This is a genomic window from Clostridium sp. HBUAS56010, assembly GCF_007115105.1.
In the GTDB taxonomy this organism is placed as follows: Bacteria; Bacillota; Clostridia; order Lachnospirales; family Lachnospiraceae; genus Lacrimispora.
In genome coordinates this window covers 487,856-509,976 of the sequence record NZ_SULJ01000001.1, presented here as the reverse complement: position 1 = coordinate 509,976, position 22,121 = coordinate 487,856, and the positions used below count along the sequence as shown (strand labels likewise).

Sequence of the window (22,121 nt, the reverse complement as noted above, 5' to 3'; positions counted from 1 at the left end):
ATAGATACTTTCTAAATGTAATTAATACAATGTATGTTGTCTGGCGTGTCCGGTATGTGGAGAAAAGGAGTTTGCCCGAAAGGATTATCTGACAGCGGGAGGGGAGATATGGATCAGTTTGCAATCTACTCAAGAAAGTCTAAATTTACCGGAAAGGGAGAAAGCATTGGAAATCAGATAGAATTATGCAGACAGTATATTTCAGTACACTATGGAAGTGCCTGTGCCAAAAGTGCTTATATTTATGAGGATGAAGGGTTTTCCGGCGGCAATCTGGAACGGCCCCAGTTTAAGATGATGATGAAAGAGGCAGAAAAGAAGAAGTTTACTGCTATCGTTTGCTATCGCCTGGACAGGATAAGCCGTAATATCGGAGATTTTGCCAGTCTGATTGAAGAACTCAATGATCTTCATATTTCTTTTATTTCTATTAAGGAGCAGTTTGATACGGCATCGCCTATGGGAAGGGCTATGATGTATATTGCCTCTGTTTTTTCCCAGTTAGAGCGAGAAACCATTGCGGAACGAATTCGGGATAATATGCTGGAACTCTCAAAAAGCGGAAGATGGCTGGGAGGAAATACGCCTACAGGTTATGAATCAGAAAGTGTTTCGTCCATCACAATTGAGGGTAAATCAAAAAAAATGTATCAATTAAAGCTGTTACCCAAAGAAGCCGCCCTGGTAAGGCTGATTTTTGAAAAATTTTTGGAGACTGGGTCTTTAACCAGAACGGAAACATATTTAATCCAGAATGGATATAAGACAAAATACAACCGGCAATTCAGCCGATTTGCTATAAAAGGAATTCTGACTAATCCTGTTTATATGATAGCCGATCCGCAGGCATACGCCTATCTAAAAGAAAAAAAGGTGGATTTATTTGGGGAGAAGGAACAATTTGATGGCAGCTATGGAGTGATTGCATATAACAGAACCATTCAAAAGCCTGGAAAGACTCATGAGATGAGGGAGATGGAGGAATGGATTGTAGCAGTTGGAAAACATGAAGGGATCATCAGAGGCGTTACCTGGGTTCAGGTTCAGAAGATGCTGGAGAGGAATAAATCAAAGAACTATAAAAAGCCCCGCAGCAATGTGGCTCTTATGTCAGGAATGTTATTCTGCAGTGCCTGCGGCAGTTATATGCGTCCCAAGTTATCAGGTCGAAAGAATTCCAATGGGGAGCAGACCTATTCTTACTTGTGCTCCATGAAGGAAAAAAGCCGTATGCAGTGCTGTAATATGAAAAATGCCAGAGGAAATGCTTTGGATGAACTGGTGGTACAGGAAATCAAGAAGATACCGGAAGATGAAGAACAGTTTTTACAGCAGCTAAATCAAGGCAGAAAGACGCTTCAAGAGGACAAGGAATCGCTTGAGATGAATGTAATTCAATTAAAGGAAGAAAAAATATCTGTAGAAGAGGAAATATCAGGTCTGGTATCAGCCTTAAAAAGGGCAGAGGGAACTGCTGCAGAGGATTACATTGTAAAACAGATAGAGCTGCTTCATAAAAGAAAAGAGAAATATCAAAAGAGTATCATTCAGATGGAAACAACCGTATCGGAAGAAATACTGCCTTCTGGTCAGGAAAAACTTTTAAAAGAAATCCTTTCTTCTTTTAAGAGTATGGTGGATATTATGGATGTAGAGCAAAAACGTATGGCAATCCGCAGCCTGGTAAAAAAAGCAGTCTGGGATGGGGAAAATGTCCATCTATATTTTTTTGGAGCGGAAGAGCCGTCAGGAGATCATAGCAAATGAAATCCTAATGCTTCTCCGTGCAAATAAAAAATATTCAAAAGAAGTTTCTTTGTTTGAACCCATCGGCGTAGACAAGGATGGAGAAACTGTAAGCCTTGTTGATGTAATTGAAATGGAAAATAAAGAAGCTCTGGAAACCATTATTTTAAAGCAGGATATTAAAGAACTGTACCAGGCCTTTGACAATTGTCTCAAAGACAATGAGAAGACCATTATTGGTATGCGTTATGGTCTTTTGGGCGGAAAAGAATATACCCAGAGGGAAATTGCTGAATTAATGGGAATCTCCAGATCATATGTTTCCAGGCTTGAAAAAAAGGCGCTGGAACGGCTGCGATCAGAACTGAAAAAGTATGGAGTGTAGGCTGCAAAGCAGGGATACTTTTAATCCCTGCTTTTTCCCTGTACCAAATTAAGCTTGAACCATAATTTTATATTTGGTACAATAAAGGAAATAATCAGGAAAAGGACAAGTGTAAGATGGATGAGATTAAGAATGACCAGGAAAAGAAACCCCTTAACTGGAAAAAAGAACTTTTTGAATGGATTAAAATCATTGTTATGGCTTCTGTCATAGCATTTTGTATCAATACGTTTATCATTGCCAACAGCAGAGTGCCCTCTGGTTCCATGGAAACAACCATAATGACCGGAGACCGTGTATTTGGATACCGGCTGGCATACACCTTTGGACAAGATCCCAAAAGAGGTGATATTGTTATATTCGATCATGCAACAGGGCCAGCTTCCAAGAAGATCCATCTGGTGAAGAGAATTGTGGGCCTTCCGGGAGAGACTGTGGATATCCGGAATAATAAAATATACATCAATCAGTCCGAAAAACCGCTTGAGGAGCCATATCTGTCAGAATATATGGAAACGGAAGATTATCATTTTGAAGTACCAAAAGGGTCTTATCTCATGCTGGGAGATAACCGGAATAATTCCGCAGATGCCAGATACTGGCCTGATCCATATGTGCCGAAGAATAAGATTCTTGCCAAGGTGCTTGTCCGGTATTATCCCGGGATTAAGATGATTCGGTAGTTTTTTGGGTCCCAAACAAGGCAGAAGTGAATATATTAAAAGAAAAAGGTAAGTTCAGTGGCATATGCGTGATATATTGATTCTGGTTCTTGCACTTTCTACGGACAGTTTTGTTGCAAGCATTGCTTATGGGGCAAACCGGCTGCGGATCTCACCGGCGAAGGTTATTGCAGTAAACCTTATCTGCAGCGGCTGTCTGGGTGCAGCCCTGCTGTTTGGCAGTTTTATGAGTGAACTTGTGCCGGAAGCTTTTGCAAAGGGGCTGGGGTTTGCGTGCCTGTTTTTTCTTGGTATCATAAAACTTCTGGATTATTCAATAAAAAAATATATTAATAAACATGTGAATGTGCGCAAAGATCTGACATTCTCGATTTCCGGTCTTAGTATTATTATTAATATTTATGGCAATCCGATGGCAGCAGACTGGGATGAATCCAAATCTTTGTCGTGGAAGGAGACCGTGATGTTTTCTTTTGCCATGTCCATTGACAGTCTGGTAGCTGGCGGTTTATCGGGATTTTTATTGATGCCCCCAGGTCTGACCTCTCTTATATCCCTCCTAATGGGAATCTGTGTCATGTATGTCGGACTGTTTCTGGGACATGAGCTTGCAGCAAGAAAAAATTGGGATTTGTCCTGGGTAAGCGGAATATTATTTTTGTTTCTGGCTTTTGGGAAGTTATAAATGATTGAAAACAAAGGAAGGAATGCGGAATATTCCGGTATATAATTATGAAAATTACAAAAGAAACGAAGGTCAGCTTATTCTTACTATTTCTTTTTTGCGTTTATTGTACTGTACTGTATATATTTACAGGCGGTGTATGTGCTTTTCGGGGACTGTTTGGAATTCCCTGTCCGGGCTGTGGAGGAACCAGATCAATCTTACGTCTTGCAAAAGGTGATCTGTCTGGTTCCATTTATTTTAACCCATCGGCACCCTTTCTTTTTTTATGTATCCTCAATGAAATCCGTATTGGATATTTTAAACGAGGAAATAAAAAGCTTGCAGCAATATTACTGGTTTCCAGTGTTGTATTTTCTCTGATTGTCTATATAATAAGGATGAAGTTATATTTCCCTTACCGGGAACCTTATGTTTTTTATGAAAAAAGCCTAATGTTTCGTCTTTTAAACATGCTACAGGGAAGAGGATTGTAGAAATAATAAAATTGAACTATCCAATCAGGAATATCTATGGTATACTGTTGAAGTTAATAAAAGGAACATTTTACCAAGGAGGATTAGTATGGAAAACGAGAACAATGTAAGTTATACCCAGAATTCTGTATCAACAGATCCAAACAAAAGTGTATTATCTATGGGACAGTTTGTAATCACTTTGATTGTATTTTCAATCCCATGTATTAACTTTATCATGGCATTGGTGTGGTCATTTGCTGATGGAAATGAGAACCGAAAAAATTTAAGCAGAGCATATCTGATTGTTTCTGTTATCTTATCCGTAGTATGTACTATTTTATATTTTGTAGCGTTTGCAACGCTTGCTTCAAGGTTTGGAGCTTATTAAAAAAAGAGGTCTGTGACCAATGTCATTAAGTTAATGTATTATTTTGATGACAGACATTGAAAAGAGATTTTGTTTAGATGATATATTATCATCAGATTGCAAAATCTCTTTTTTATTGTATTACAAAAAGACAGATTGCTCATCTGCCAAAAAACATATATAATCATTGTTGGTTATGCTACTCTATATAGAAAACTGACGGAAGCTTGGGCTTTGACTTTCCGAGGGTCTCGCCGTCCAGGTCTTACTGGTAATGTATGTTTTTCTATGAGCTTAATCACATCAGGTGGACTTAATTGGCGTTTCCTTCTCAGATATTCTCTGCAAATGTAAATGGCAATGGTAAAGTTCACCTGTTTTGTTTTGCCAGATATATTACGCTGCTCCACTACATAAGATGTAATTAATTCGCAAAAGTTATAAAGTGTTAATCGAGCAAATATTTCTTGTTTGATATAATCTACTTTTTTAGAATGAAAACTTGTCAATCCAATCGCATATTTTAGTTCTCTAAAAGATGTTTCAATTCCCCATCGTAACTGATAAATTTCTTTCAGTTTGTTGGGTGGAAATCGAAATCTATCAAGATTTGTAATGACCAATTCATAAGAATCTTCTGAAATTTTAAATCTTACAATTCTAAATGACAATGGATAGTCCTCAGAACTTCCAATCGGAAGATAATCAAAGGTTTGAACAGTGGGCATAAATTTATATCCAGCTTGTTTTTTAGCTTTAGCTTGTCTCCTTGTAAGTGTCATATCGATATCCGTATCGAAAGAATTATTGCTGGGTAGATTTAAGCCAGATGCAATCCCATTACTTTTTATATCTTTCATTCTAATCACAAAGTTCCATCCTTTGTTTATTGCATGAGCTATGATGTTATCATTTTCATACCCTCTATCTGCAACAAGTATCACTTGTTCTTCTGCAGACCGTTCCAGCATTCGGATGCAGGCTCTCTGTTCATGATATTCTGACGCTGTTTGAACAATTGCATCTGTGTAAACTCGGTTTAAAACATCATAAAAGGCATTTAGGTGAAGGTGATTTGTAATACCGCCGAGTTGATTATGTTTCCATGCAGTCTCAGCGTCTTTTGAATTTGAGGCAATGCTTAGATTACTCCCATCGCAGGCCAGCAGTTGATAGCCGGCGAGGAGCTTCTTATTTTTACTTTGATTTTTCAAATTGAATTCATGAAATATAAATTCAAATGCTTCGGGTAAAACCTTAGACCGTTGCTGCGAATAAGCAGATACGGTAGGTGCATTTACATTAAAATCAAAGAAGTCTAGTAATTCCTTGCTCATTGTACAGCCCCCGGAATTCATAGTGATTCCAATGAAAGTTTTAAAATCAATTTTTCTGTTTCTTGAAAAATCAGCATTAGGATTTCTAAGAAAAAGTGATGGATTATCTGCTAATTCTGATACCACTGTTTCAAGTAACTTTGTAGTGTTTTCAATAAAGTATGACATCATGTATTCCTCCTCGAAATTAAGCTGTTTCTTAATTACAAGGGCCGCTCTCGCAACTAATTAAATTAATCAGTAGCGAGAGCGGCCGCACATTTGAATCATAATGTCAAGTATTTTTACAAAATAAAAAAGACCCCCATACCATTTCTGATATAGAGATCTTAATTATTCATCTTAACTTAATGACATTGGGTCTGTGACCTCTTTTTTTTAGGCTTATAAAGAACAATTTATAAAAAATTTGCAAATATAGATGCAAAAATTACAGTACAAAGTCCTGAGGTTGCAATCGCCAGACTGCTCATGGCACCTTCAATTTCGCCTATTTCCAGTGCTTTTGTTGTTCCAATGGCATGAGCTGCGGAACCAATGGCAATCCCCACGGCAACCGGTTCTGTTATGCGAAAGATCCGGCAGACCGTTTCTGCAATAATACTTCCAAGGATGCCCGTAATAATAATGCTGGCAACAGTAATGGTAACAAATCCTTTCATTTCTTCAGAGACACCCATGGCAATTGCCGTTGTAATAGACTTTGGCAGGAAAGTAACATATTCCTGGTGATTCAACCCGAAGATAAGTGCCAGAAGAAGCACGGTACTCATGGTAGTGAGCACGCCTGTCAGTGTTCCGGCGATAATCGCTTTAGAATGTTTTTTCAGCAGTTCAATCTGCCGGTATAAAGGAACCGCCAGGCAGATGGTAGCAGGTGTAAGAAGATAGCTGATGTATTTTGCACTCTGGTTGTAGACATCATATTTGATTTTAAACAGAGACAATAATCCCATGACCACTAGAATGGAGATTAATAATGGGTTAAAAATGGGAGATTTAAATTTTCTTTTTAACTGAACACCCAGTTCATATCCCAAAAGACTGATTGCCGCACCGAAAAATAAAAAACTGTTTACTGTATTACTCATGGTCTTTTTCCTTCCTTTTTTTGTCAATCCGGATAAAAAATTGTGTCACCTTTCCCGTGAGCGCCATGACCGCAATCGTGGAAAACAGGGTAATCACAATAAAAGGAACTAAAATAGGTCCAAGAATACCCCAGGAATCTAAAAGTCCAACCGCTGCAGGGATAAACATGACGGGCATGATTTCAATCAGAAATATGCTGGCGTCTTCCACCGCATTTAAAGGAATGAGTTTTGTTATTAACCCGATCAGCATAATCAGCAAGCCGTAAATGCTGGCGGGGATAGGGAGATGGATAAATAAATGGATGACTTCTCCTATTAAAGAAATAAGAAGAATAATGCTGAATTGTCTTAAGTATTTCATAGCTACGCCTCCTGCGTTTTTTGTCGAATTCTCAGCTATGGTTTATCCTAAACTTAATTTTGCAGCTTGTCAAATGATTTTCTGCAAGTTCCGAAAAAATATTTGCATTTTTAAGAATCTATGATATACTGGTGAAGTTATAAATAAAATAGAAAAGTCGCAGAGTAGACTTGTGTGCGTTAAGTGCCGGATGAACAGGGAGTTGTCATTTGGACGAAAAGATTTTCTTGCGGTACACGAGTTGCATCCCGCTGCATCAGAAGATAAGTACGATTATCTCCGGTTGTAGTCTGAGGTCTGCAAAGGAGGTATTTTTTTATGAAAAAATTCGTTACTTTGTTCACCGATTCTTACAGGGAATTAAAGAATGTAAGAACCATTACCACTGCCGCCATGTTTGGTGCAATTGCAATCATTCTTGGAATGTTTTCCATTAATCTTGGCAATTATATCAGGCTGGGCTTTGCATCAATTCCAAATGGGATGATCGCGTATCTCTTTGGACCCGTAGTAGGCGGTCTTTTTTCAGCAAGTTTGGACGTGCTGAAATATTTAATGAAGCCTAACGGAGCTTTTTTCCCGGGACTGACACTGGTAACTCTGTTATCAGGAATCCTGTATGGCTGCCTCTATTACAAGAGGACCATAACCTTAAAGCGGGTTTTGATTTCCAAGCTGGTGGTTATGATAATCTGTAATGTGCTCTTGAACACGTTATGTTTATCCATTCTTTACGGAAAAGGGTTTATGATCCTTTTACCTGCAAGGGCATTGAAAAATCTTGTTATGTGGCCCATTGATTCCATTGTATTTTATACGGTGATTAAAGCATTAGGCGGAATCGGCGTATTTCGTATGATTCAGACGCCTTGGACTGTTAAGACAAAGTGAGAAAAAGCCTGTGATTTCGTTGAAGTCACAGGCTTTTCTGCCAGATAATTTAAAGCAGTCTGCATAAAATCCATGGACAGAATTCTTTTTTCATACTATAATTTAAGATGTGCCATGGAAGTTTATGTAACTTCCCTCTAATTGTTGATATGGTTTTCGTTAGGAGGAATGAATCATGAGTGATGCAGATTGTACTCATAATTGTAATAGTTGCGGAGAAAGCTGTGCAGTCAGACAGGAAGGACCAAAGAGTTTTTTAGAGCCCCTTCATGCCGACAGTTCAGTAAAAAAGGTAATTGGTATTGTAAGCGGAAAAGGCGGTGTTGGTAAATCACTGGTCACCACCATGATGTCTGTCCGCATGAAAGCAAAAGGATATAAAACAGCCATTTTGGATGCGGATATTACCGGTCCTTCCATTCCAAAAGCATTTGGTCTCTCGGATGCAGGCGTGGGAATGGCACAGAATGGTTTGATGATTCCGGCAACAACGGCAACAGGAATTGAAGTGATGTCAGCCAATCTTATATTAGATCATGAGACAGATCCGGTGATCTGGAGAGGTCCGGTGATTGCAGGAACAGTAAAGCAGTTCTGGCAGCAGACGTTATGGCAGGACATTGATTATATGTTTGTGGACATGCCTCCGGGAACGGGTGATGTTCCGCTGACTGTGTTCCAGTCATTGCCCCTTGATGGTATTATGATTGTAACATCTCCCCAGGAACTGGTGTCTATGATTGTTGCAAAAGCAGTGAATATGGCAAAGAAGATGAATATTCCTATTTTGGGACTTGTTGAAAACATGAGTTATTTAAACTGTCCGGACTGCGGAAAGAAAATTGCAGTATTTGGAGAAAGCCATATTGATCAGGTGGCGAAAGAGCATAAGCTGCCTGTTCTTGCCAAGATTCCTATTGAACCAAAGATCGCCGCTGCAGTGGATGGCGGCACAGTTGAGTACTTAGATGCCCCCTGGCTTGATGCTGCTGTTGTGGCGGCGGAGAAGGCTTAATAATCTTTTTTAACACGAGGTATAAAGATGAATATAAGCATGAACCCTAATAGTGAATTGATTCAGTCCATTGTAAATGTCCCAAACCTGGTTCAGGTTCCGGATCCTTTAATCAAGCAGGCATATCAATTTCAGGAAGCAATGATGATGTATACTTGCGCAATCAGGGAACTTAAAACAAAATTAGAAGTTTTAAACGATGAATTGTCTGTAAGGAATTCCAGAAATCCGATTGAGATGGTAAAATCCAGAGTGAAAAAACCTATCAGTATTGTGGAAAAACTTCAGCGCAGAGGTTATCCGGTTTCCCTGGAATCCATGATGGAACATCTTGATGATGTTGCAGGAGTCCGTGTGATCTGTTCTTTTGTTGATGACATCTATGCAGTTGCAGAGATGCTTACCAGACAGGATGATGTTCATATCATTGCCATAAAAGACTATATTTCCAACCCTAAGAACAATGGTTACCGCAGCTATCATATGATTGTGGAGATTCCTGTTTTCTTTTCCGAACAGAAAAAGTGGATGCGGGTGGAGGTTCAGATCCGTACCATTGCCATGGATTTTTGGGCAAGTCTTGATCATCAGTTAAAGTATAAAAAAGAAATGCAGGATCATTCGGAAGAGATCAGTGCAGAACTGCGGGAATGTGCAGATATCATTGCCAATACGGACGAACGGATGCTTAATATCAGAAAGAAGATTGAAGCGCAGGGAATTGCAATTACAAAATAACAATAGAATATTTTGTTAAAATGTAACATAACAGCGTTACTATTTGCATAGTTACAAAAGGAGTGGCTCATTATGGGTTGCTCCTTCTGCGTATACAAAAATCATGAGACAGGAAAGGGTTTAATGTATGAAAGTGATAGATATGCACTGTGATACTATTTCAGAGTTATTTTATAGAAGAGAAGAGGGAAAAGACTATTCCCTTTTAAAAAATGATTGTCACATTGATCTGGAGCGGATGAAAAAGGGAGACTATTATCTTCAGAATTTTGCCCTGTTTACAGAATTATCCAGTCATGAACGGCCATTTGAATATTGCATGAAACTTGTGGATCTTTTTTATACGGAAATGGAACAACAGAAAGAACTGATTGGTGTGGTTACTTCTTATGATGACATCGAACGAAACCGGAAGGAAGGAAAGATGTCCGCAATGCTGACGATTGAAGAAGGCGGCGTCTGTCAGGGAGAACTTGCTTTCTTAAGAGACTTTTACAGACTGGGTGTCCGAATGATGACACTTACCTGGAATTATAAGAATGAACTTGCCCATCCAAACCGCATATGGGAAGAAAACGGAGTGGGATTTTTTGAGCCGGATACAGAACATGGGCTTACAGAAAAAGGAATCGAATTCTTAAAGGAGATGGAGGATTTAGGAATCATCGTAGATGTATCCCATTTATCAGATGCAGGAATCGAAGATGTATTCCGATATACGAATAAACCGTTTGTAGCCAGCCATTCCAATGCCAGAACCGTTACCTCCTGTCCAAGAAACCTTACGGATGACATGATCAGACGGCTCTCTGAGCGAGGGGGTGTCATGGGACTTAATTATTGTGCTGCCTTTCTTTATGATTGGAAAAAAGGAGAGCATGAGATCAGCAGAGTCAGAGATATGATCTCTCATATCAGGCATATAAAACAGGTGGGGGGAATCCAGTGTATCGGACTTGGTTCTGATTTTGATGGAATTGGGGGAGACTTGGAACTGAAATCTCCAGAAGACCTGCCGATGCTGGAAGCGGCCATGAAAAAAGCTGGATTTTCAGACAGTGAAATAGAAGCTGTTTTTTATAAAAATGTTCTCCGTGTATACAAAGAAATTTTACAATGATAAAAATTTACAGAGATTTTACTCTTTGATATAGGATACTTTACATAGATTTGATATAGTACTTACAAGACATGCAGTAAGATCGGGGGGAATACTATGTCGATGGAAGACTTGGAACGACTGATCCAGTTCTTAGGAGGACTTGGAGTGTTTCTCTATGGAATGGACAGAATGGCAGATGGGCTTCAAAAATCAGCCGCCCATAAGATGCAGCAGTTTTTAGGCGCACTGACCGGGAACCGGGTTATGGGAATACTGATGGGTACAGGAATTACTGCTATTATTTTAAGCAGTTCTGCAACCACAGTTATGGTGGTGGGATTTGTCAATGCAGGAATCTTAAATCTCTCCCAGGCGGTGGGAATTATTATGGGTGCCAATGTTGGAACCACTGTTACCAGTTGGATTGTGTCCATGAATGAGTGGGGGGAGATGCTGAAACCTGAATGGTTCTCCTCTGTTCTTATTGTGGCAGGGGCACTTTTGGGTTTCCTTTCAAAGAAAGAAAAGAGAAAGCAGATCGGGGAGGTGATGGTGGGATTCGGCCTTTTGTTTATTGGGCTTCAGTTTATGTCCGTTTCCTCTGGGTATTACCGAACAAATCCATTTTTTCTGGATACATTTTCAGCCATGGGAAGATATCCGTTTTTGGGAATTCTTGCCGGACTTCTGGTTACCGGTCTGCTTCAGAGTTCCTCTGTATCCGTAGGCATCCTGCAGGTGCTTGCACTGAATGGGATGGTGGACTGGCAGACTGCAGTATTTATCAATCTGGGGCAGAATATTGGCTCCTGTGCTGCCGCCATTCATTCCAGCTTTGGAGCAAATCGTACAGCCAGACAGGCGGCAATGATCCATCTCCTTTTTAATGTGGCAGGAGCTTTGATCTTTGGCGTTATCATGACTGGTGTATTCCGGATGAATCCTGTTTTTGCCCTTTCTCCGGTGACCAGCGTGAATATATCCATATTTCATACCATGTTTAATGTTTCTAACACCATTTTTTTATTCCCCTTTGCAGGTTGTCTGGTTCGATTATCGGGAATACTTGTAAGGGAAGACAAGCAGTCGAACCTGGCTTCGGCAGATTTAAAAGAACGGATGAAACGCCATCTGGACAGCAGAATTCTTGAAACACCTTCATTTGCCATAGAAAGTGCCAGCCATGAGGCGGTTGAGATGGGATATGCTGTGCTTCAGAATTTCGACTTTACAGCCCATGTTTTACTGGATAACGCTGCAAGTGAAGCCACAGAAGTCAAAAAGATGGAACAGGCCATTAATGAATATGAGAAGATACTCACGGATTACTTAATCAAGATCAGTAATCAGTCATTAAACGAAGAACAGCATTTAATTGTGAAGAACCTTTTCTATATGGTCAGCGATTTTGAACGCATCAGTGATCACTGTGAGAATCTTTCGGAGCTGGCTCTTGAAAAATCTCGCCGGGCTATTTCTTTTTCCCGGGAGGCGGACAAGGAGCTGGAGGAAATGTTTTTGGCTGTCCGAAGCTCGCTTCAACATGCGATTGATGCCAGGAAAGCCTCAGATATGTCAGAAGTTCGTGTAGTTGTCCGAAGCGAGGAGATTGTGGACAACTTAGAAGAAGAATTTAGAGAGCGTCATATTGAACGCTTATCTTTAAAGATCTGCCGGCCTGAGAGCGGGGTTATTTTCTTAGATGCTTTAAACAATCTGGAACGTATTTCAGACCATGCACATAATGTGGCTGGTTATGTAAGAGAGGAAATGTAGAGAAAGGAAGGGCATATGGAACAAATCTATGTAATTGAAGATGATGACAATATCAGAGACTTAATAAAGATTGCTTTAGAAGGATTTGGCTATGAAGTGGCTGCATTTGAGATGGCGGAGGAATGTTTGAAGCAGATTGAAACGGACCGCCCTTCTCTTGCTGTGTTTGATTTAATGCTGCCAGGCATGGACGGATTGACGGCAATCCGTAAGATTCGTAAAATTGAATGCTTAAAGGATCTTCCCATTTTAGTTCTTACGGCAAAAGACCGTGAGTTTGATAAGGTGGCAGGTCTTGATGGCGGCGCTGATGATTATATGACAAAACCTTTTGGGGTTATGGAACTTGCTGCCAGAATCAGAAGTCTTTTGAGGCGGAGTACAAGAGCCAATGCGGTTGATGACGTACTGGATCTTTATTATCTGAATCTGAATAAAAAAACCAGGGAAGTTTACTGCGATGGCAAAAAGGTGGAGCTGACCTTAAAGGAGTTTGAACTGCTTCAATATCTGATGGAAAATCATAATAAGGTGGTCACAAGAGACGAACTGCTTAATCAGATATGGGGCTATGATTATGATGGAGAAACAAGAACTCTGGACATGCACATCCGAACTTTGCGTCAGAAACTGGGAGAGAAAGGCAGTGCCTGCATCAAGACAGTCCGCGGCGTAGGGTACCGTTTCATGAAAACAGAAGAATAAAAAGTGGAACGGAGGTTTCCTATGAGAAAGGCAATATTTGCAAAGTTTCTCCAGGTTATTTTAGTAGTCCTGCTGTTAAGTACTTTTATATTTTATATTGCAGCCAGCAGTGCTCTTTTAAAAAACTCCAGAAAAGATATGCGCTATACCTTAGATGCCATTGATAAAGTTCTGGATTATAATGGAGATATAACGTCGGAAGTCGGTAAACTGAAAAGGGTATTAAATGAAAAAAAGAGCCGGTTTACCATTATCCGTTCAGATGGAACGGTTGTTGCTGATACAGGAGATGTGCCGGTTTCTTCTCTTGATAATCATGCCCAGAGGGAAGAAGTCAAGGAGGCAAAAGAAGAAGGGGTTGGATATTCCAGGCGTTATTCGGATACTCTGAAAGAAACCATGCTTTATGTGGCGATCCATTCCAGTGAATCTGATTATATTTTGCGCATGGCAATACCTTATACAGGAATGAAAGAATATGTTTTGCTTCTGCTTCCTGCTGTGTGGCTTAGTTTTCTTGTGGCGATTTTGTATTCTGCTTTTTCTGCGGACAGCTTTGCCGGCTCCATTACAAAGCCTTTAAAAGAGATATCACAGGAGATGTTAAAGGTAAACGGTGATTATACGGATCTGTCCTTTGAAACATATCAATATCCGGAGATCAATATTATTGCAGAAACCACCACAAAGATGTCCAGGAATGTAAAAGACTATCTCAATCAGATCGAGATGGAAAAACAGATCCGCCAGGAATTTTTCAGTAACGCTTCCCATGAGTTAAAGACTCCCATCACTTCCGTTCAGGGTTATGCAGAGCTTCTGGAAAGCGGAATCATTGAAGAGGAAGGGCAGAAAAAGGAGTTTGTTAAGAGAATCAAAAAAGAAGCAGTTAATATGAATAATTTAATTAATGACATTTTAATGATTTCTAAGCTGGAGACAAAAGAAACGGAAGTTTTAAAAAGTGACATCCGGCTTTCTATTATTCTGGATGACATCATCGAATCATTGAAACCTCTCTCTGATTCCCATGAAGTAACCATTCACCTGGACTGTAAACCTTTGTGTATTTATGCCAATGGTCAGCAGATAAAGGAATTGTTGGGCAACCTTATTACCAATGCAGTCAAATACAACAAACCAGGTGGCAAAGTATGGGTAAAAGTGACAAAAGAAAACCGTGATGTGATTATCCAGGTGAAAGATAATGGAATGGGAATTCCCAGGGAATCTTTGGGACGGATCTTTGAACGGTTTTACCGTGTGGATAAAGGAAGAAGCAAACGGCAGGGAGGAACAGGACTGGGTCTGTCCATTGTAAAACATATTGTAAATTTCTATCATGGAACGATTACCGTACAGTCAGAGCTTGAAGTGGGAACAGAATTTATAGTAAGGATTCCCAATGAAGTAAAAGTGTGATACTATGAAAGCAAATGTTAACAGGAGGTGTATGAATGGGTAAATTTGTTTTGACCTGTTGTTCGACTGCAGATTTAAGCAGAGAATATTTTAAGCAGCGCCAGATTCCTTATGTTTGCTTTCATTATACAATTGACGGAGTGACTTATCCCGATGATTTGGGAGAAAGCGTTTCGTTTGAGGAGTTTTACAACCGGATAGCAAAAGGTGCCGCACCTGTGACTTCCCAGGTCAATGTAGAAGAGTATTGTAATTTTTTTGAACCATTTCTAAAAGAGGGAAAAGACATTCTTCATCTGACTCTTTCTTCCGGATTATCAGGAACCCATAATTCTGCATGTGTAGCAAGAGAAGAGATGAAAGAGAAATATCCGGACAGAACCATAGAAATCATTGATTCCCTTGGGGCCTCTTCCGGGTACGGGCTTCTTGTAGATAAAGTGGCGGATTTAAGGGATCAGGAGATATCGTTACCAGATGCCGCAGCCTGGGCAGAGGATAACAGGCTTTTTGTGCATCACTGGTTCTTTTCTACCGATTTAACAAGCTTTAAAAGAGGAGGGCGCATTTCTGCCACTTCTGCAATGCTTGGTACCGTGCTTAACATCTGTCCCCTGTTGAATATCAATGACAGCGGACGACTGGTTGCAGTCCAGAAGATCAGGACAAAGAAGCGTGCCATTCAGGAGATTGTAAAAATGATGGAACTGCATGCAGACCAGGGAATCAATTATAAGGGAAAATGTTTTATCTCCCATTCCGCCTGTGAAAATGATGCAGAAGAAGTGGCAAAACTGGTTGAAGAGCGCTTTGCAAATCTATCTGGTCCTGTGGTGATTAACAGTGTAGGAACTGTGATCGGTTCCCACACCGGACCGGGAACTGTTGCCTTATTCTTTTTTGGTGACAGGAGAACCCCATAGGCAATTAATCTCCCACAATTTGAACAATCATATGGTTGGGCAGGCATACAATATTTTCGCCCGTATGCTTTACCCAGCCCTGATGTACACAGACTTTATCCGGGCAGGAAGCCTCAGATACCTGGATTTCTCCATTTTTAACGATAATACGGTTGGTTCCGCCTGAATATCCGGTGATGGTCATGTCTGCATCCTTGTTTAGATTCAGGGTCTTCACCACTTCGCCATCAACAGATATTACCGCATTTTTGGCTGGTTTAGAAAATATAATCTGATTTGCAAAAAACAGGATTCCGGCTATAATCAGGATTCCGACTGCCAGCATAAGTTCTTTTTTGTAATGCTTTATATTCATATCGTAAGGTCCTTCTTTTCTTTTCTAAAAACAGATTTTTTTATTATATCATATAATTTCTTTTCTTTCCAAGGATAAATAATCAATAAAACCATTGAATCATGCGGATACACTATGTTAAAATATAATCAAACTTAATGAGCTGGGAGGGAACTATGAAAAAAGGAAATGTAAAAATCAGAAGAAATGGGCTGATCGGGCTGGGTGTAATGATTCTTTTGGCAGGAGCAACTGTCTTTGGGTCTGATCCCCTGTATAAAGCCATAGACAGTCGTGTGGCTGCAGGACGTCACCTGACAGGAACCAGTGATGGAACGTATTCTTATGAATCCCCGGAATTTGATGGGAATGGATTTAAAGACCAGGTTTCATTAACGGTAAAAGACAGTACCATTACTAGTCTTACCTGGGACTGCATAAAGGAAGATGGAACAAAAAAAAGCAGGCTTTCCATGGACGGATATTATCAGATGACAGAGAACGGACCAAAATGGCACGAGCAGGCAGAATCTGTGGTAAATTATGTTTTGGAGCATCAGGGGGTAGACGGACTGATTAACTCAGAAGGTTATACGGATTCTGTAGCTTCCGTGAGCATTAATTTATTTGGCTTTGTAAATGGCGTAAAGGATTGTCTGACTCAGGCTTCTCCCCAGTGAGGACGGTATTTATGAAGAGAAAAAGGACCGCATATATGGCAGCACTTTATGGGATGCTCATTGCACTTGCCTTTGTTCTCAGCTTTGTTGAAACGTTAATCCCTGTTTCTCTTGGAATTCCAGGAGTAAAACTTGGACTGTCCAATCTGGTAACCATGGTAGGTCTTTATACCATAGGAGCAAAGGGGACTGTGGCGGTTGCTTTTGTAAGAATTATTCTGACCGGATTTACTTTCAGCAATCTGTTTGCAGTCTTTTACAGCCTTGCCGGTTTTTTTCTAAGCATTGTGGTTATGATTGTTTTAAAGAAAAAGAAGTGGCTTGGAACTGTAGGAATCAGCATTGCGGGAGGTGTTGCCCACAACATTGGGCAGATATGTATGGCAGCATGGATTGTGAAGCAGGCAGGGGTATTTTATTACCTTCCGGTTCTTTTGGCTGCCGGAACAGCCGCAGGACTTGTAATCGGCATATTAGGAAACTTGATTGTGGTGCGTGTCAGCCAATATCTTAAAAAATTGCAGTAAGATCAAAAGATATTCTATTGTTTTACCAGATCGTCGGGGATATAATTAGGGACAAAGGGAAATGGGAGGAATAGTGGGATGATTTGTTTGGCAATAAAAAAGCTGGTACAGTATGGACGATCTACAGGATTATTAGAAGAAGCAGACGAATATTATGCGGTCAATCAGATTCTTGATGTGCTGAAGCTTGATGAGTATAAAGAACCGGAAGAAGAAGTTTCAGAAGTTGATCTGGAGGCTGTTTTAAAAGAATTGCTGGACTACGCATGGGAGCGTGGTCTTTTAAAAGAGAATACGGTTACCTTCCGTGATCTGTTTGATACCCGGTTAATGAACTGCCTGATGCCAAGACCCAGTGACGTGGACAAACGGTTTTGGGAGTTGTATAGTCAATCGCCTCTTTCGGCTACACAATATTACTATAAGCTGTCCCAGGATTCTGACTACATAAGGCGATACCGGATTAAAAAGGATATGAGATGGATTACCCATACCAGATACGGGGATCTGGATATAACGGTAAACCTGTCAAAACCTGAGAAAGATCCAAAAGCCATTGCCGCTGCAAAACTGACAAAGCAAAGCGGGTATCCCAAGTGCCAGCTTTGTATAGAGAATGAAGGATATGCTGGCAGAATAAACCACCCTGGTCGCAGCAATCACCGCGTTGTTCGTATTTCCATCAATGACAGTCAATGGGGATTTCAATATTCTCCGTATGTCTACTATAATGAACATTGCATTGTGTTTAACGGACAGCATGTTCCAATGAAGATTGAGCAGGAGACATTTGTAAAGCTGTTTGATTTTGTAAAACAGTTTCCCCATTATTTCCTTGGCTCCAATGCGGACCTGCCTATTGTAGGAGGTTCTATTTTATCCCATGATCATTTTCAGGGCGGAAACTACGAGTTTCCAATGGCAAAAGCTCCCTTAGAGAAGATTTATAAAATCGCAGGTTTTGAGAACGTTGAAGCTGGAATTGTAAGATGGCCCATGTCTGTTTTGCGGACAAGAAGCAAAGATCCAGAGGAGCTGATCGAACTTGGTACAAAGATTTTAGGTGTATGGAGAGGCTATACCGATGAGAAAGCGTTTGTCTTTGCCGAAACAGACGGAGAACCCCATAATACCATTACGCCTATTGCCAGATGGAAGAATGGCTTATATGAACTGGATCTGGTATTAAGAAATAATATAACAACAGAAGAATTCCCTCTGGGTTTATACCATCCCCATCAGGATCTTCACCATATTAAGAAAGAGAATATTGGACTGATTGAAGTTATGGGTCTTGCAGTCCTTCCTTCCAGGCTGAAAAGTGAGCTGACTCTGCTCGCAGAATACATAACAGAAGGAAAAGATATCCGGTCAAGAGAAGAAATTAAAAAACATGGGGACTGGGTAGAAAATTTTCTTCCAAAATATGGAACCATCACCAAAGACAAGGCAGAGGAAATCTTAAAACAGGAAGTTGGACTTGCCTTCGAGCAGGTATTAGAAGATGCAGGAGTCTATAAGTGCAATGAGGAAGGGCACAAAGGATTTGGAAGGTTTCTGACTGCAGTTGGGTTTACTCCTGTTTCACAATAGAAATGTTGTGATATGTTCAGACAGATTGATGTTTGTAATTCGTTTCCCTTTGAGGTATATTCTATTGGGAGTCAGAAAGATCTTGACTCACTATGAATGAATAGACCGGACATGATGAGCCGGAGGGAGACAAAAAAGACAGTCATGAAGCAGATAGAAAACAAATCACTGAGAACTCTTACGGAATATGGGCTGATTACATTCAGTATCTGGGTTATGGTAATAGGAGTTTATTTCTTTAAATTTCCTAATAATTTTGCCTTTGGAGGTGTTACTGGATTTGCGACCGTTATCAGTGCATTGACCCATTGGTCAGCCAGTCAGTTTACCAATATTGCAAATCTTATTTTACTTGTGCTGGGATTTGTGTTCCTGGGTCATGGATTTGGAATTAAGACGGTTTATGCCACGATTCTGATGTCTGTTTCTTTATATTTTCTGGAACGGCTATTTCCTGTGACAGGACCTCTTACCACAGAACCCCTTCTGGAACTGATTTTTGCAATTCTTTTGCCCGGAGTCGGTTCGGCAATTCTGTTTCATGTAGGTGCTTCCAGCGGCGGAACTGATGTCATCGCCATGATATTAAAACGCTATACCAGCTTTAATATTGGAACGGTTCTTTTACTGGTGGATGTGACAGGTGTGATTATGGCATATTTTGTATTTGGTCCTCAGACCGGTTTGTTTTCATCTCTGGGACTGATGGCGAAATCACTGGTTATTGATGATATTATAGAGAATATTAATTTGTGTAAATGCTTCAGCATTATCTGTGATCAACCGGACCCGATCTGTGATTACATTATTCATGGACTAAACCGGAGTGCCACTGTTTATGAGGCGCAAGGCGCATTCAGTCATCATAAGAAGACGGTGATTTTAACCACAATGAACCGTTCTCAGGCAATGAAACTTAAAAATTACATACGCAGGGTGGAACCTACCGCATTTGTATTGATTTCCAATTCCAGTGAAATTATTGGAAAGGGGTTCCTGACTAATTAACCGAAAGACCGGGTGTGGATGCATTCCGGTCTTTTTTAATGGTAATAATACAAAATTATCAAAAGTCTTTTCGTGCATTTTTTACAAAAAAGCACTTTAGCACTTTAAAAATACATAAAATTAAAGTAATAAAATTGACGAGGCGTGTTTTTTGTAGTATGATACCAAATAAGTTCAAAACAGGACAAGATTTTAGATGGTAGAGGAGACCCGATTATGAAAAAAACGAAGAAAGTATTGTCACTGATTCTTGCCGGTGTTATGATGATGTCCCTGACTGCATGTGGTAACCCACAGGGAGAAAAGGGCGGGCAGGCAGATACAACCGCATCAGAGGAAAGTGTAACCAGTGAGGGGAAAACAGCAGAAGGAAAGCAGTATAAGATTGGTGTTCTTCAGTTGGTACAGCATACAGCTCTTGACGCAACAAACAAAGGATTTATTAAAGCTCTTGATGATGCAGGAATTAATTATACAGTGGACCAGCAAAATGCAGCAGGGGATCAGTCTACCTGTCAGACCATTGCCAGTAAGCTTGTTAACGATGGCAATGACCTGATTCTTTCCATTGCAACCCCGGCAGCACAGGCAGTGGCTGGAGCGACCAGTGATATTCCGGTTCTGGTTACGGCTGTCACAGATCCTGCGGCTTCTGAGCTTGTAGAAAGCAATGAAGTTCCTGGGAACAATGTAAGCGGTACTTCTGATTTAACTCCGGTAAAAGAACAGATTGAACTTTTAAAGAAGATTCTTCCAGAGGCAAAAAAAGTGGGAATCCTCTATGCTTCTTCTGAGTCAAACTCCGAGATTCAGGCAAATATGGCGAGAGAAGCCATTGAAGCTGCCGGGATGACAGCCGTAGATTATACCGTATCCAGTTCGAATGAGATCCAGACTGTAGTTACCTCTATGGTAGGGAACGTAGATGCAATTTATGCTCCCACGGATAATACCATTGCGGCAGGCATGACAACGGTAGCCATGATTGCCAATGAGAATGGGCTTCCAACCATCTGCGGTGAAGAAGGAATGGTTAATGCAGGAGGACTTGCCACTTATGGAATTGATTATTTTGAACTGGGTTATTTAACAGGAGAGCAGGCAGTAAAGATTTTAAAGGATGGGGAAGATATATCCAAAATGCCAATCGAATACCTTTCATTAGAAAAATGCAAGCTTTCTGTTAACCAGGAGACTGCAAAGACATTGGGAATTGATGTTTCCAACATAAAATAAAAATTTACGGGAATAAGGCGGACATAGGAAGAATCGTCCGCCTCTTCCTCATAGATGCTTTACATAAGAGATGAAACTGACATTTTTTATGTAAGGCATTTATGCCTGGAAAAGAGAACATAAGTGGAGGAATAATAAATGAGTGGTTTGCTGGTATCCTTACAGGATGCAGTTGTACAAGGTGTTTTATGGGGTGTTATGGTGTTGGGAGTTTATATTACCTATAAACTTTTGGATATAGCAGACTTGACGGTTGACGGAAGTTTTGCAACGGGTGGCTGTGTATGTGCGGTTATGGTTCTTGTTTTCAAGATGGACCCATGGATTGCTTTGCTTGTGGCAGGAATTGCGGGAATGGCAGCAGGTGCAGTTACCGGATTGTTACATACCGTCTTTGAAATCCCTGCAATTCTGGCAGGCATTTTGACTCAGATTGGTCTTTGGTCTATTAATTTAAGAATTATGAGTGGAAAAAGCAATGTGCCCCTTTTAAAGACCGATACGGTTGTTTCAAAGTTTATTGATGTAACAGGACTTGGAAAGCAGTCTGCTGCTTTAGTGATTGGAGTCGGTGCTGCAGTCGTTATTATTGTACTGTTGTATTGGTTTTTTGGAACTGAGATCGGAAGTGCCATGAGAGCAACCGGCAACAATGAAGCCATGATCCGTGCTCAGGGTGTAAACACCAACACGACAAAGCTTCTGGCTCTTATGATCAGCAATGGTCTGGTGGGTATTTCCGGCGGCCTGGTGAGTCAAAGTCAGAAATATGCGGATATTGGAATGGGAACAGGAGCCATTGTTATCGGTCTTGCAGCGATTGTCATCGGCGAAGTGCTTATGGGAAAGCTTCGTTCTTTTGGAAGCAAGCTGGTTTCAGCCGTAGTTGGTTCTGTCATTTATTTTGTCATTCGTGCCGTGGTGCTTAGAATGGGAATGAATGCCAATGATATGAAACTTTTATCTGCTGTGATTGTAGCAGTTGCACTCTGCGTCCCTGTTATTATTCGAAAATGGCGATTGAAAGCGTCCTATACAGAAGGAGGGGAATAATC

At 40.4% G+C, this 22,121-nt stretch carries 22 protein-coding genes, 1 pseudogene and 1 riboswitch; of the genes and pseudogenes, 19 read left to right on the top strand and 4 right to left on the bottom strand.

Annotation, left to right across the window (positions count from 1 at the left end; genetic code table 11):
- Positions 1-108: 108 nt before the first annotated feature.
- The 5 genes and pseudogenes from FAY33_RS02455 (at position 109) to FAY33_RS02430 (ending at position 4,345) form a co-directional block, all read left to right on the top strand.
- A complete protein-coding gene (locus tag FAY33_RS02455) occupies positions 109-1,767 on the top strand; it encodes a recombinase family protein (RefSeq protein WP_243126535.1) in 1,659 nt (552 codons plus the stop codon).
- Positions 1,763-2,131: pseudogene (locus FAY33_RS02450) on the top strand (sigma-70 family RNA polymerase sigma factor); the annotation flags it as partial. The gene FAY33_RS02455 and the pseudogene FAY33_RS02450, both read left to right, overlap by 5 nt.
- 116 nt (positions 2,132-2,247) lie before the next feature.
- Complete coding sequence (lepB, locus tag FAY33_RS02445) at positions 2,248-2,814, top strand: signal peptidase I (protein ID WP_143319172.1); 567 nt, start codon at positions 2,248-2,250, stop codon at positions 2,812-2,814.
- A gap of 64 nt (positions 2,815-2,878) precedes the next feature.
- The gene (locus FAY33_RS02440) at positions 2,879-3,499 is read left to right on the top strand and encodes a manganese efflux pump (RefSeq protein WP_143319171.1); all 621 of its coding nucleotides are present in this window, start codon (positions 2,879-2,881) and stop codon (positions 3,497-3,499) included.
- Positions 3,500-4,063: 564 nt separating this feature from the next.
- On the top strand, positions 4,064-4,345 hold the full coding sequence (locus tag FAY33_RS02430; RefSeq protein WP_143319169.1) for a hypothetical protein: 282 nt from the start codon (positions 4,064-4,066) through the stop codon (positions 4,343-4,345).
- A gap of 173 nt (positions 4,346-4,518) precedes the next feature.
- Here the strand turns inward: FAY33_RS02430 and FAY33_RS02425 are convergent, their stop codons facing one another.
- The 3 genes from FAY33_RS02425 to FAY33_RS02415 form a co-directional block, all read right to left on the bottom strand.
- Positions 4,519-5,832, bottom strand: coding sequence for an IS4 family transposase (locus tag FAY33_RS02425; RefSeq protein ID WP_243126533.1), 1,314 nt, complete (start codon positions 5,830-5,832; stop codon positions 4,519-4,521).
- Positions 5,833-6,059: 227 nt separating this feature from the next.
- A complete protein-coding gene (locus FAY33_RS02420; protein WP_143319168.1) occupies positions 6,060-6,752 on the bottom strand; it encodes an LrgB family protein in 693 nt (230 codons plus the stop codon).
- Positions 6,745-7,116 (bottom strand): CidA/LrgA family protein, encoded by a 372-nt coding sequence (locus tag FAY33_RS02415; RefSeq protein ID WP_143319167.1) that lies wholly within the window; start codon positions 7,114-7,116, stop codon positions 6,745-6,747. Before FAY33_RS02415 ends, FAY33_RS02420 begins: the two co-directional genes overlap by 8 nt.
- 158 nt (positions 7,117-7,274) lie before the next feature.
- Positions 7,275-7,372, top strand: a riboswitch (THF riboswitch).
- A 62-nt stretch (positions 7,373-7,434) separates the two neighbouring features.
- Between FAY33_RS02415 and FAY33_RS02410 the strand changes: the two genes are divergently transcribed.
- The 8 genes from FAY33_RS02410 (at position 7,435) to FAY33_RS02375 (ending at position 15,688) form a co-directional block, all read left to right on the top strand.
- Complete coding sequence (locus FAY33_RS02410) at positions 7,435-8,007, top strand: folate family ECF transporter S component (protein WP_143319166.1); 573 nt, start codon at positions 7,435-7,437, stop codon at positions 8,005-8,007.
- 175 nt (positions 8,008-8,182) lie between these two features.
- Positions 8,183-9,022, top strand: a complete 840-nt coding sequence (locus FAY33_RS02405; protein WP_143319165.1) for an Mrp/NBP35 family ATP-binding protein — start codon at positions 8,183-8,185, stop codon at positions 9,020-9,022.
- Between the two features lie 27 nt (positions 9,023-9,049).
- Positions 9,050-9,760 (top strand): GTP pyrophosphokinase family protein, encoded by a 711-nt coding sequence (locus FAY33_RS02400; RefSeq protein ID WP_143319164.1) that lies wholly within the window; start codon positions 9,050-9,052, stop codon positions 9,758-9,760.
- A 127-nt stretch (positions 9,761-9,887) separates the two neighbouring features.
- Entirely contained in the window at positions 9,888-10,880 is a 993-nt protein-coding gene (locus tag FAY33_RS02395) for a dipeptidase (RefSeq protein ID WP_143319163.1), read from the top strand.
- Positions 10,881-10,976: 96 nt separating this feature from the next.
- Positions 10,977-12,638, top strand: a complete 1,662-nt coding sequence (locus FAY33_RS02390; RefSeq protein WP_143319162.1) for a Na/Pi cotransporter family protein — start codon at positions 10,977-10,979, stop codon at positions 12,636-12,638.
- Positions 12,639-12,653: 15 nt separating this feature from the next.
- Entirely contained in the window at positions 12,654-13,343 is a 690-nt protein-coding gene (locus FAY33_RS02385; protein WP_143319161.1) for a response regulator transcription factor, read from the top strand.
- A 21-nt stretch (positions 13,344-13,364) separates the two neighbouring features.
- Positions 13,365-14,765 carry an ATP-binding protein gene (locus FAY33_RS02380; RefSeq protein ID WP_143319160.1) on the top strand — a complete coding sequence of 467 codons (1,401 nt, stop codon included), beginning with the start codon at positions 13,365-13,367 and terminating at the stop codon, positions 14,763-14,765.
- Between the two features lie 35 nt (positions 14,766-14,800).
- Positions 14,801-15,688 (top strand): DegV family protein, encoded by an 888-nt coding sequence (locus FAY33_RS02375; protein WP_143319159.1) that lies wholly within the window; start codon positions 14,801-14,803, stop codon positions 15,686-15,688.
- Positions 15,689-15,692: 4 nt separating this feature from the next.
- Here FAY33_RS02375 and FAY33_RS02370 read toward each other — a convergent pair whose 3' ends face one another.
- Complete coding sequence (locus FAY33_RS02370; protein WP_143319158.1) at positions 15,693-16,043, bottom strand: NusG domain II-containing protein; 351 nt, start codon at positions 16,041-16,043, stop codon at positions 15,693-15,695.
- A gap of 155 nt (positions 16,044-16,198) precedes the next feature.
- Here FAY33_RS02370 and FAY33_RS02365 point away from each other — a divergent pair, with 155 nt between their 5' ends.
- The 6 genes from FAY33_RS02365 to FAY33_RS02340 all read left to right on the top strand — a co-directional run bounded on the left by FAY33_RS02365 (position 16,199) and on the right by FAY33_RS02340 (position 22,119).
- A complete protein-coding gene (locus FAY33_RS02365) occupies positions 16,199-16,702 on the top strand; it encodes a hypothetical protein (RefSeq protein ID WP_143319157.1) in 504 nt (167 codons plus the stop codon).
- Between the two features lie 11 nt (positions 16,703-16,713).
- On the top strand, positions 16,714-17,229 hold the full coding sequence (locus FAY33_RS02360; RefSeq protein ID WP_143319156.1) for a Gx transporter family protein: 516 nt from the start codon (positions 16,714-16,716) through the stop codon (positions 17,227-17,229).
- 78 nt (positions 17,230-17,307) lie between these two features.
- A complete protein-coding gene (galT, locus tag FAY33_RS02355) occupies positions 17,308-18,822 on the top strand; it encodes a UDP-glucose--hexose-1-phosphate uridylyltransferase (RefSeq protein WP_143319155.1) in 1,515 nt (504 codons plus the stop codon).
- A 144-nt stretch (positions 18,823-18,966) separates the two neighbouring features.
- Positions 18,967-19,830, top strand: coding sequence for a YitT family protein (locus FAY33_RS02350; RefSeq protein WP_143319154.1), 864 nt, complete (start codon positions 18,967-18,969; stop codon positions 19,828-19,830).
- A 216-nt stretch (positions 19,831-20,046) separates the two neighbouring features.
- On the top strand, positions 20,047-21,066 hold the full coding sequence (locus FAY33_RS02345; protein WP_143319153.1) for an ABC transporter substrate-binding protein: 1,020 nt from the start codon (positions 20,047-20,049) through the stop codon (positions 21,064-21,066).
- Between the two features lie 138 nt (positions 21,067-21,204).
- Positions 21,205-22,119, top strand: a complete 915-nt coding sequence (locus tag FAY33_RS02340) for an ABC transporter permease (RefSeq protein WP_143319152.1) — start codon at positions 21,205-21,207, stop codon at positions 22,117-22,119.
- Positions 22,120-22,121 lie beyond the last annotated feature (2 nt).

Bases quoted from the DNA above. Each gene is read 5' to 3' on its own strand.
- FAY33_RS02455 (WP_243126535.1), top strand. From the start codon at position 109: ATGGATCAGTTTGCAATCTACTCAAGAAAGTCTAAATTTACCGGAAAG.
- lepB (WP_143319172.1), top strand. From the start codon at position 2,248: ATGGATGAGATTAAGAATGACCAGGAAAAGAAACCCCTTAACTGGAAA.
- FAY33_RS02440 (WP_143319171.1), top strand. From the start codon at position 2,879: ATGCGTGATATATTGATTCTGGTTCTTGCACTTTCTACGGACAGTTTT.
- FAY33_RS02430 (WP_143319169.1), top strand. From the start codon at position 4,064: ATGGAAAACGAGAACAATGTAAGTTATACCCAGAATTCTGTATCAACA.
- FAY33_RS02425 (WP_243126533.1), bottom strand. From the start codon at position 5,832: ATGATGTCATACTTTATTGAAAACACTACAAAGTTACTTGAAACAGTG.
- FAY33_RS02420 (WP_143319168.1), bottom strand. From the start codon at position 6,752: ATGAGTAATACAGTAAACAGTTTTTTATTTTTCGGTGCGGCAATCAGT.
- FAY33_RS02415 (WP_143319167.1), bottom strand. From the start codon at position 7,116: ATGAAATACTTAAGACAATTCAGCATTATTCTTCTTATTTCTTTAATA.
- FAY33_RS02410 (WP_143319166.1), top strand. From the start codon at position 7,435: ATGAAAAAATTCGTTACTTTGTTCACCGATTCTTACAGGGAATTAAAG.
- FAY33_RS02405 (WP_143319165.1), top strand. From the start codon at position 8,183: ATGAGTGATGCAGATTGTACTCATAATTGTAATAGTTGCGGAGAAAGC.
- FAY33_RS02400 (WP_143319164.1), top strand. From the start codon at position 9,050: ATGAATATAAGCATGAACCCTAATAGTGAATTGATTCAGTCCATTGTA.
- FAY33_RS02395 (WP_143319163.1), top strand. From the start codon at position 9,888: ATGAAAGTGATAGATATGCACTGTGATACTATTTCAGAGTTATTTTAT.
- FAY33_RS02390 (WP_143319162.1), top strand. From the start codon at position 10,977: ATGTCGATGGAAGACTTGGAACGACTGATCCAGTTCTTAGGAGGACTT.
- FAY33_RS02385 (WP_143319161.1), top strand. From the start codon at position 12,654: ATGGAACAAATCTATGTAATTGAAGATGATGACAATATCAGAGACTTA.
- FAY33_RS02380 (WP_143319160.1), top strand. From the start codon at position 13,365: ATGAGAAAGGCAATATTTGCAAAGTTTCTCCAGGTTATTTTAGTAGTC.
- FAY33_RS02375 (WP_143319159.1), top strand. From the start codon at position 14,801: ATGGGTAAATTTGTTTTGACCTGTTGTTCGACTGCAGATTTAAGCAGA.
- FAY33_RS02370 (WP_143319158.1), bottom strand. From the start codon at position 16,043: ATGAATATAAAGCATTACAAAAAAGAACTTATGCTGGCAGTCGGAATC.
- FAY33_RS02365 (WP_143319157.1), top strand. From the start codon at position 16,199: ATGAAAAAAGGAAATGTAAAAATCAGAAGAAATGGGCTGATCGGGCTG.
- FAY33_RS02360 (WP_143319156.1), top strand. From the start codon at position 16,714: ATGAAGAGAAAAAGGACCGCATATATGGCAGCACTTTATGGGATGCTC.
- galT (WP_143319155.1), top strand. From the start codon at position 17,308: ATGATTTGTTTGGCAATAAAAAAGCTGGTACAGTATGGACGATCTACA.
- FAY33_RS02350 (WP_143319154.1), top strand. From the start codon at position 18,967: ATGAAGCAGATAGAAAACAAATCACTGAGAACTCTTACGGAATATGGG.
- FAY33_RS02345 (WP_143319153.1), top strand. From the start codon at position 20,047: ATGAAAAAAACGAAGAAAGTATTGTCACTGATTCTTGCCGGTGTTATG.
- FAY33_RS02340 (WP_143319152.1), top strand. From the start codon at position 21,205: ATGAGTGGTTTGCTGGTATCCTTACAGGATGCAGTTGTACAAGGTGTT.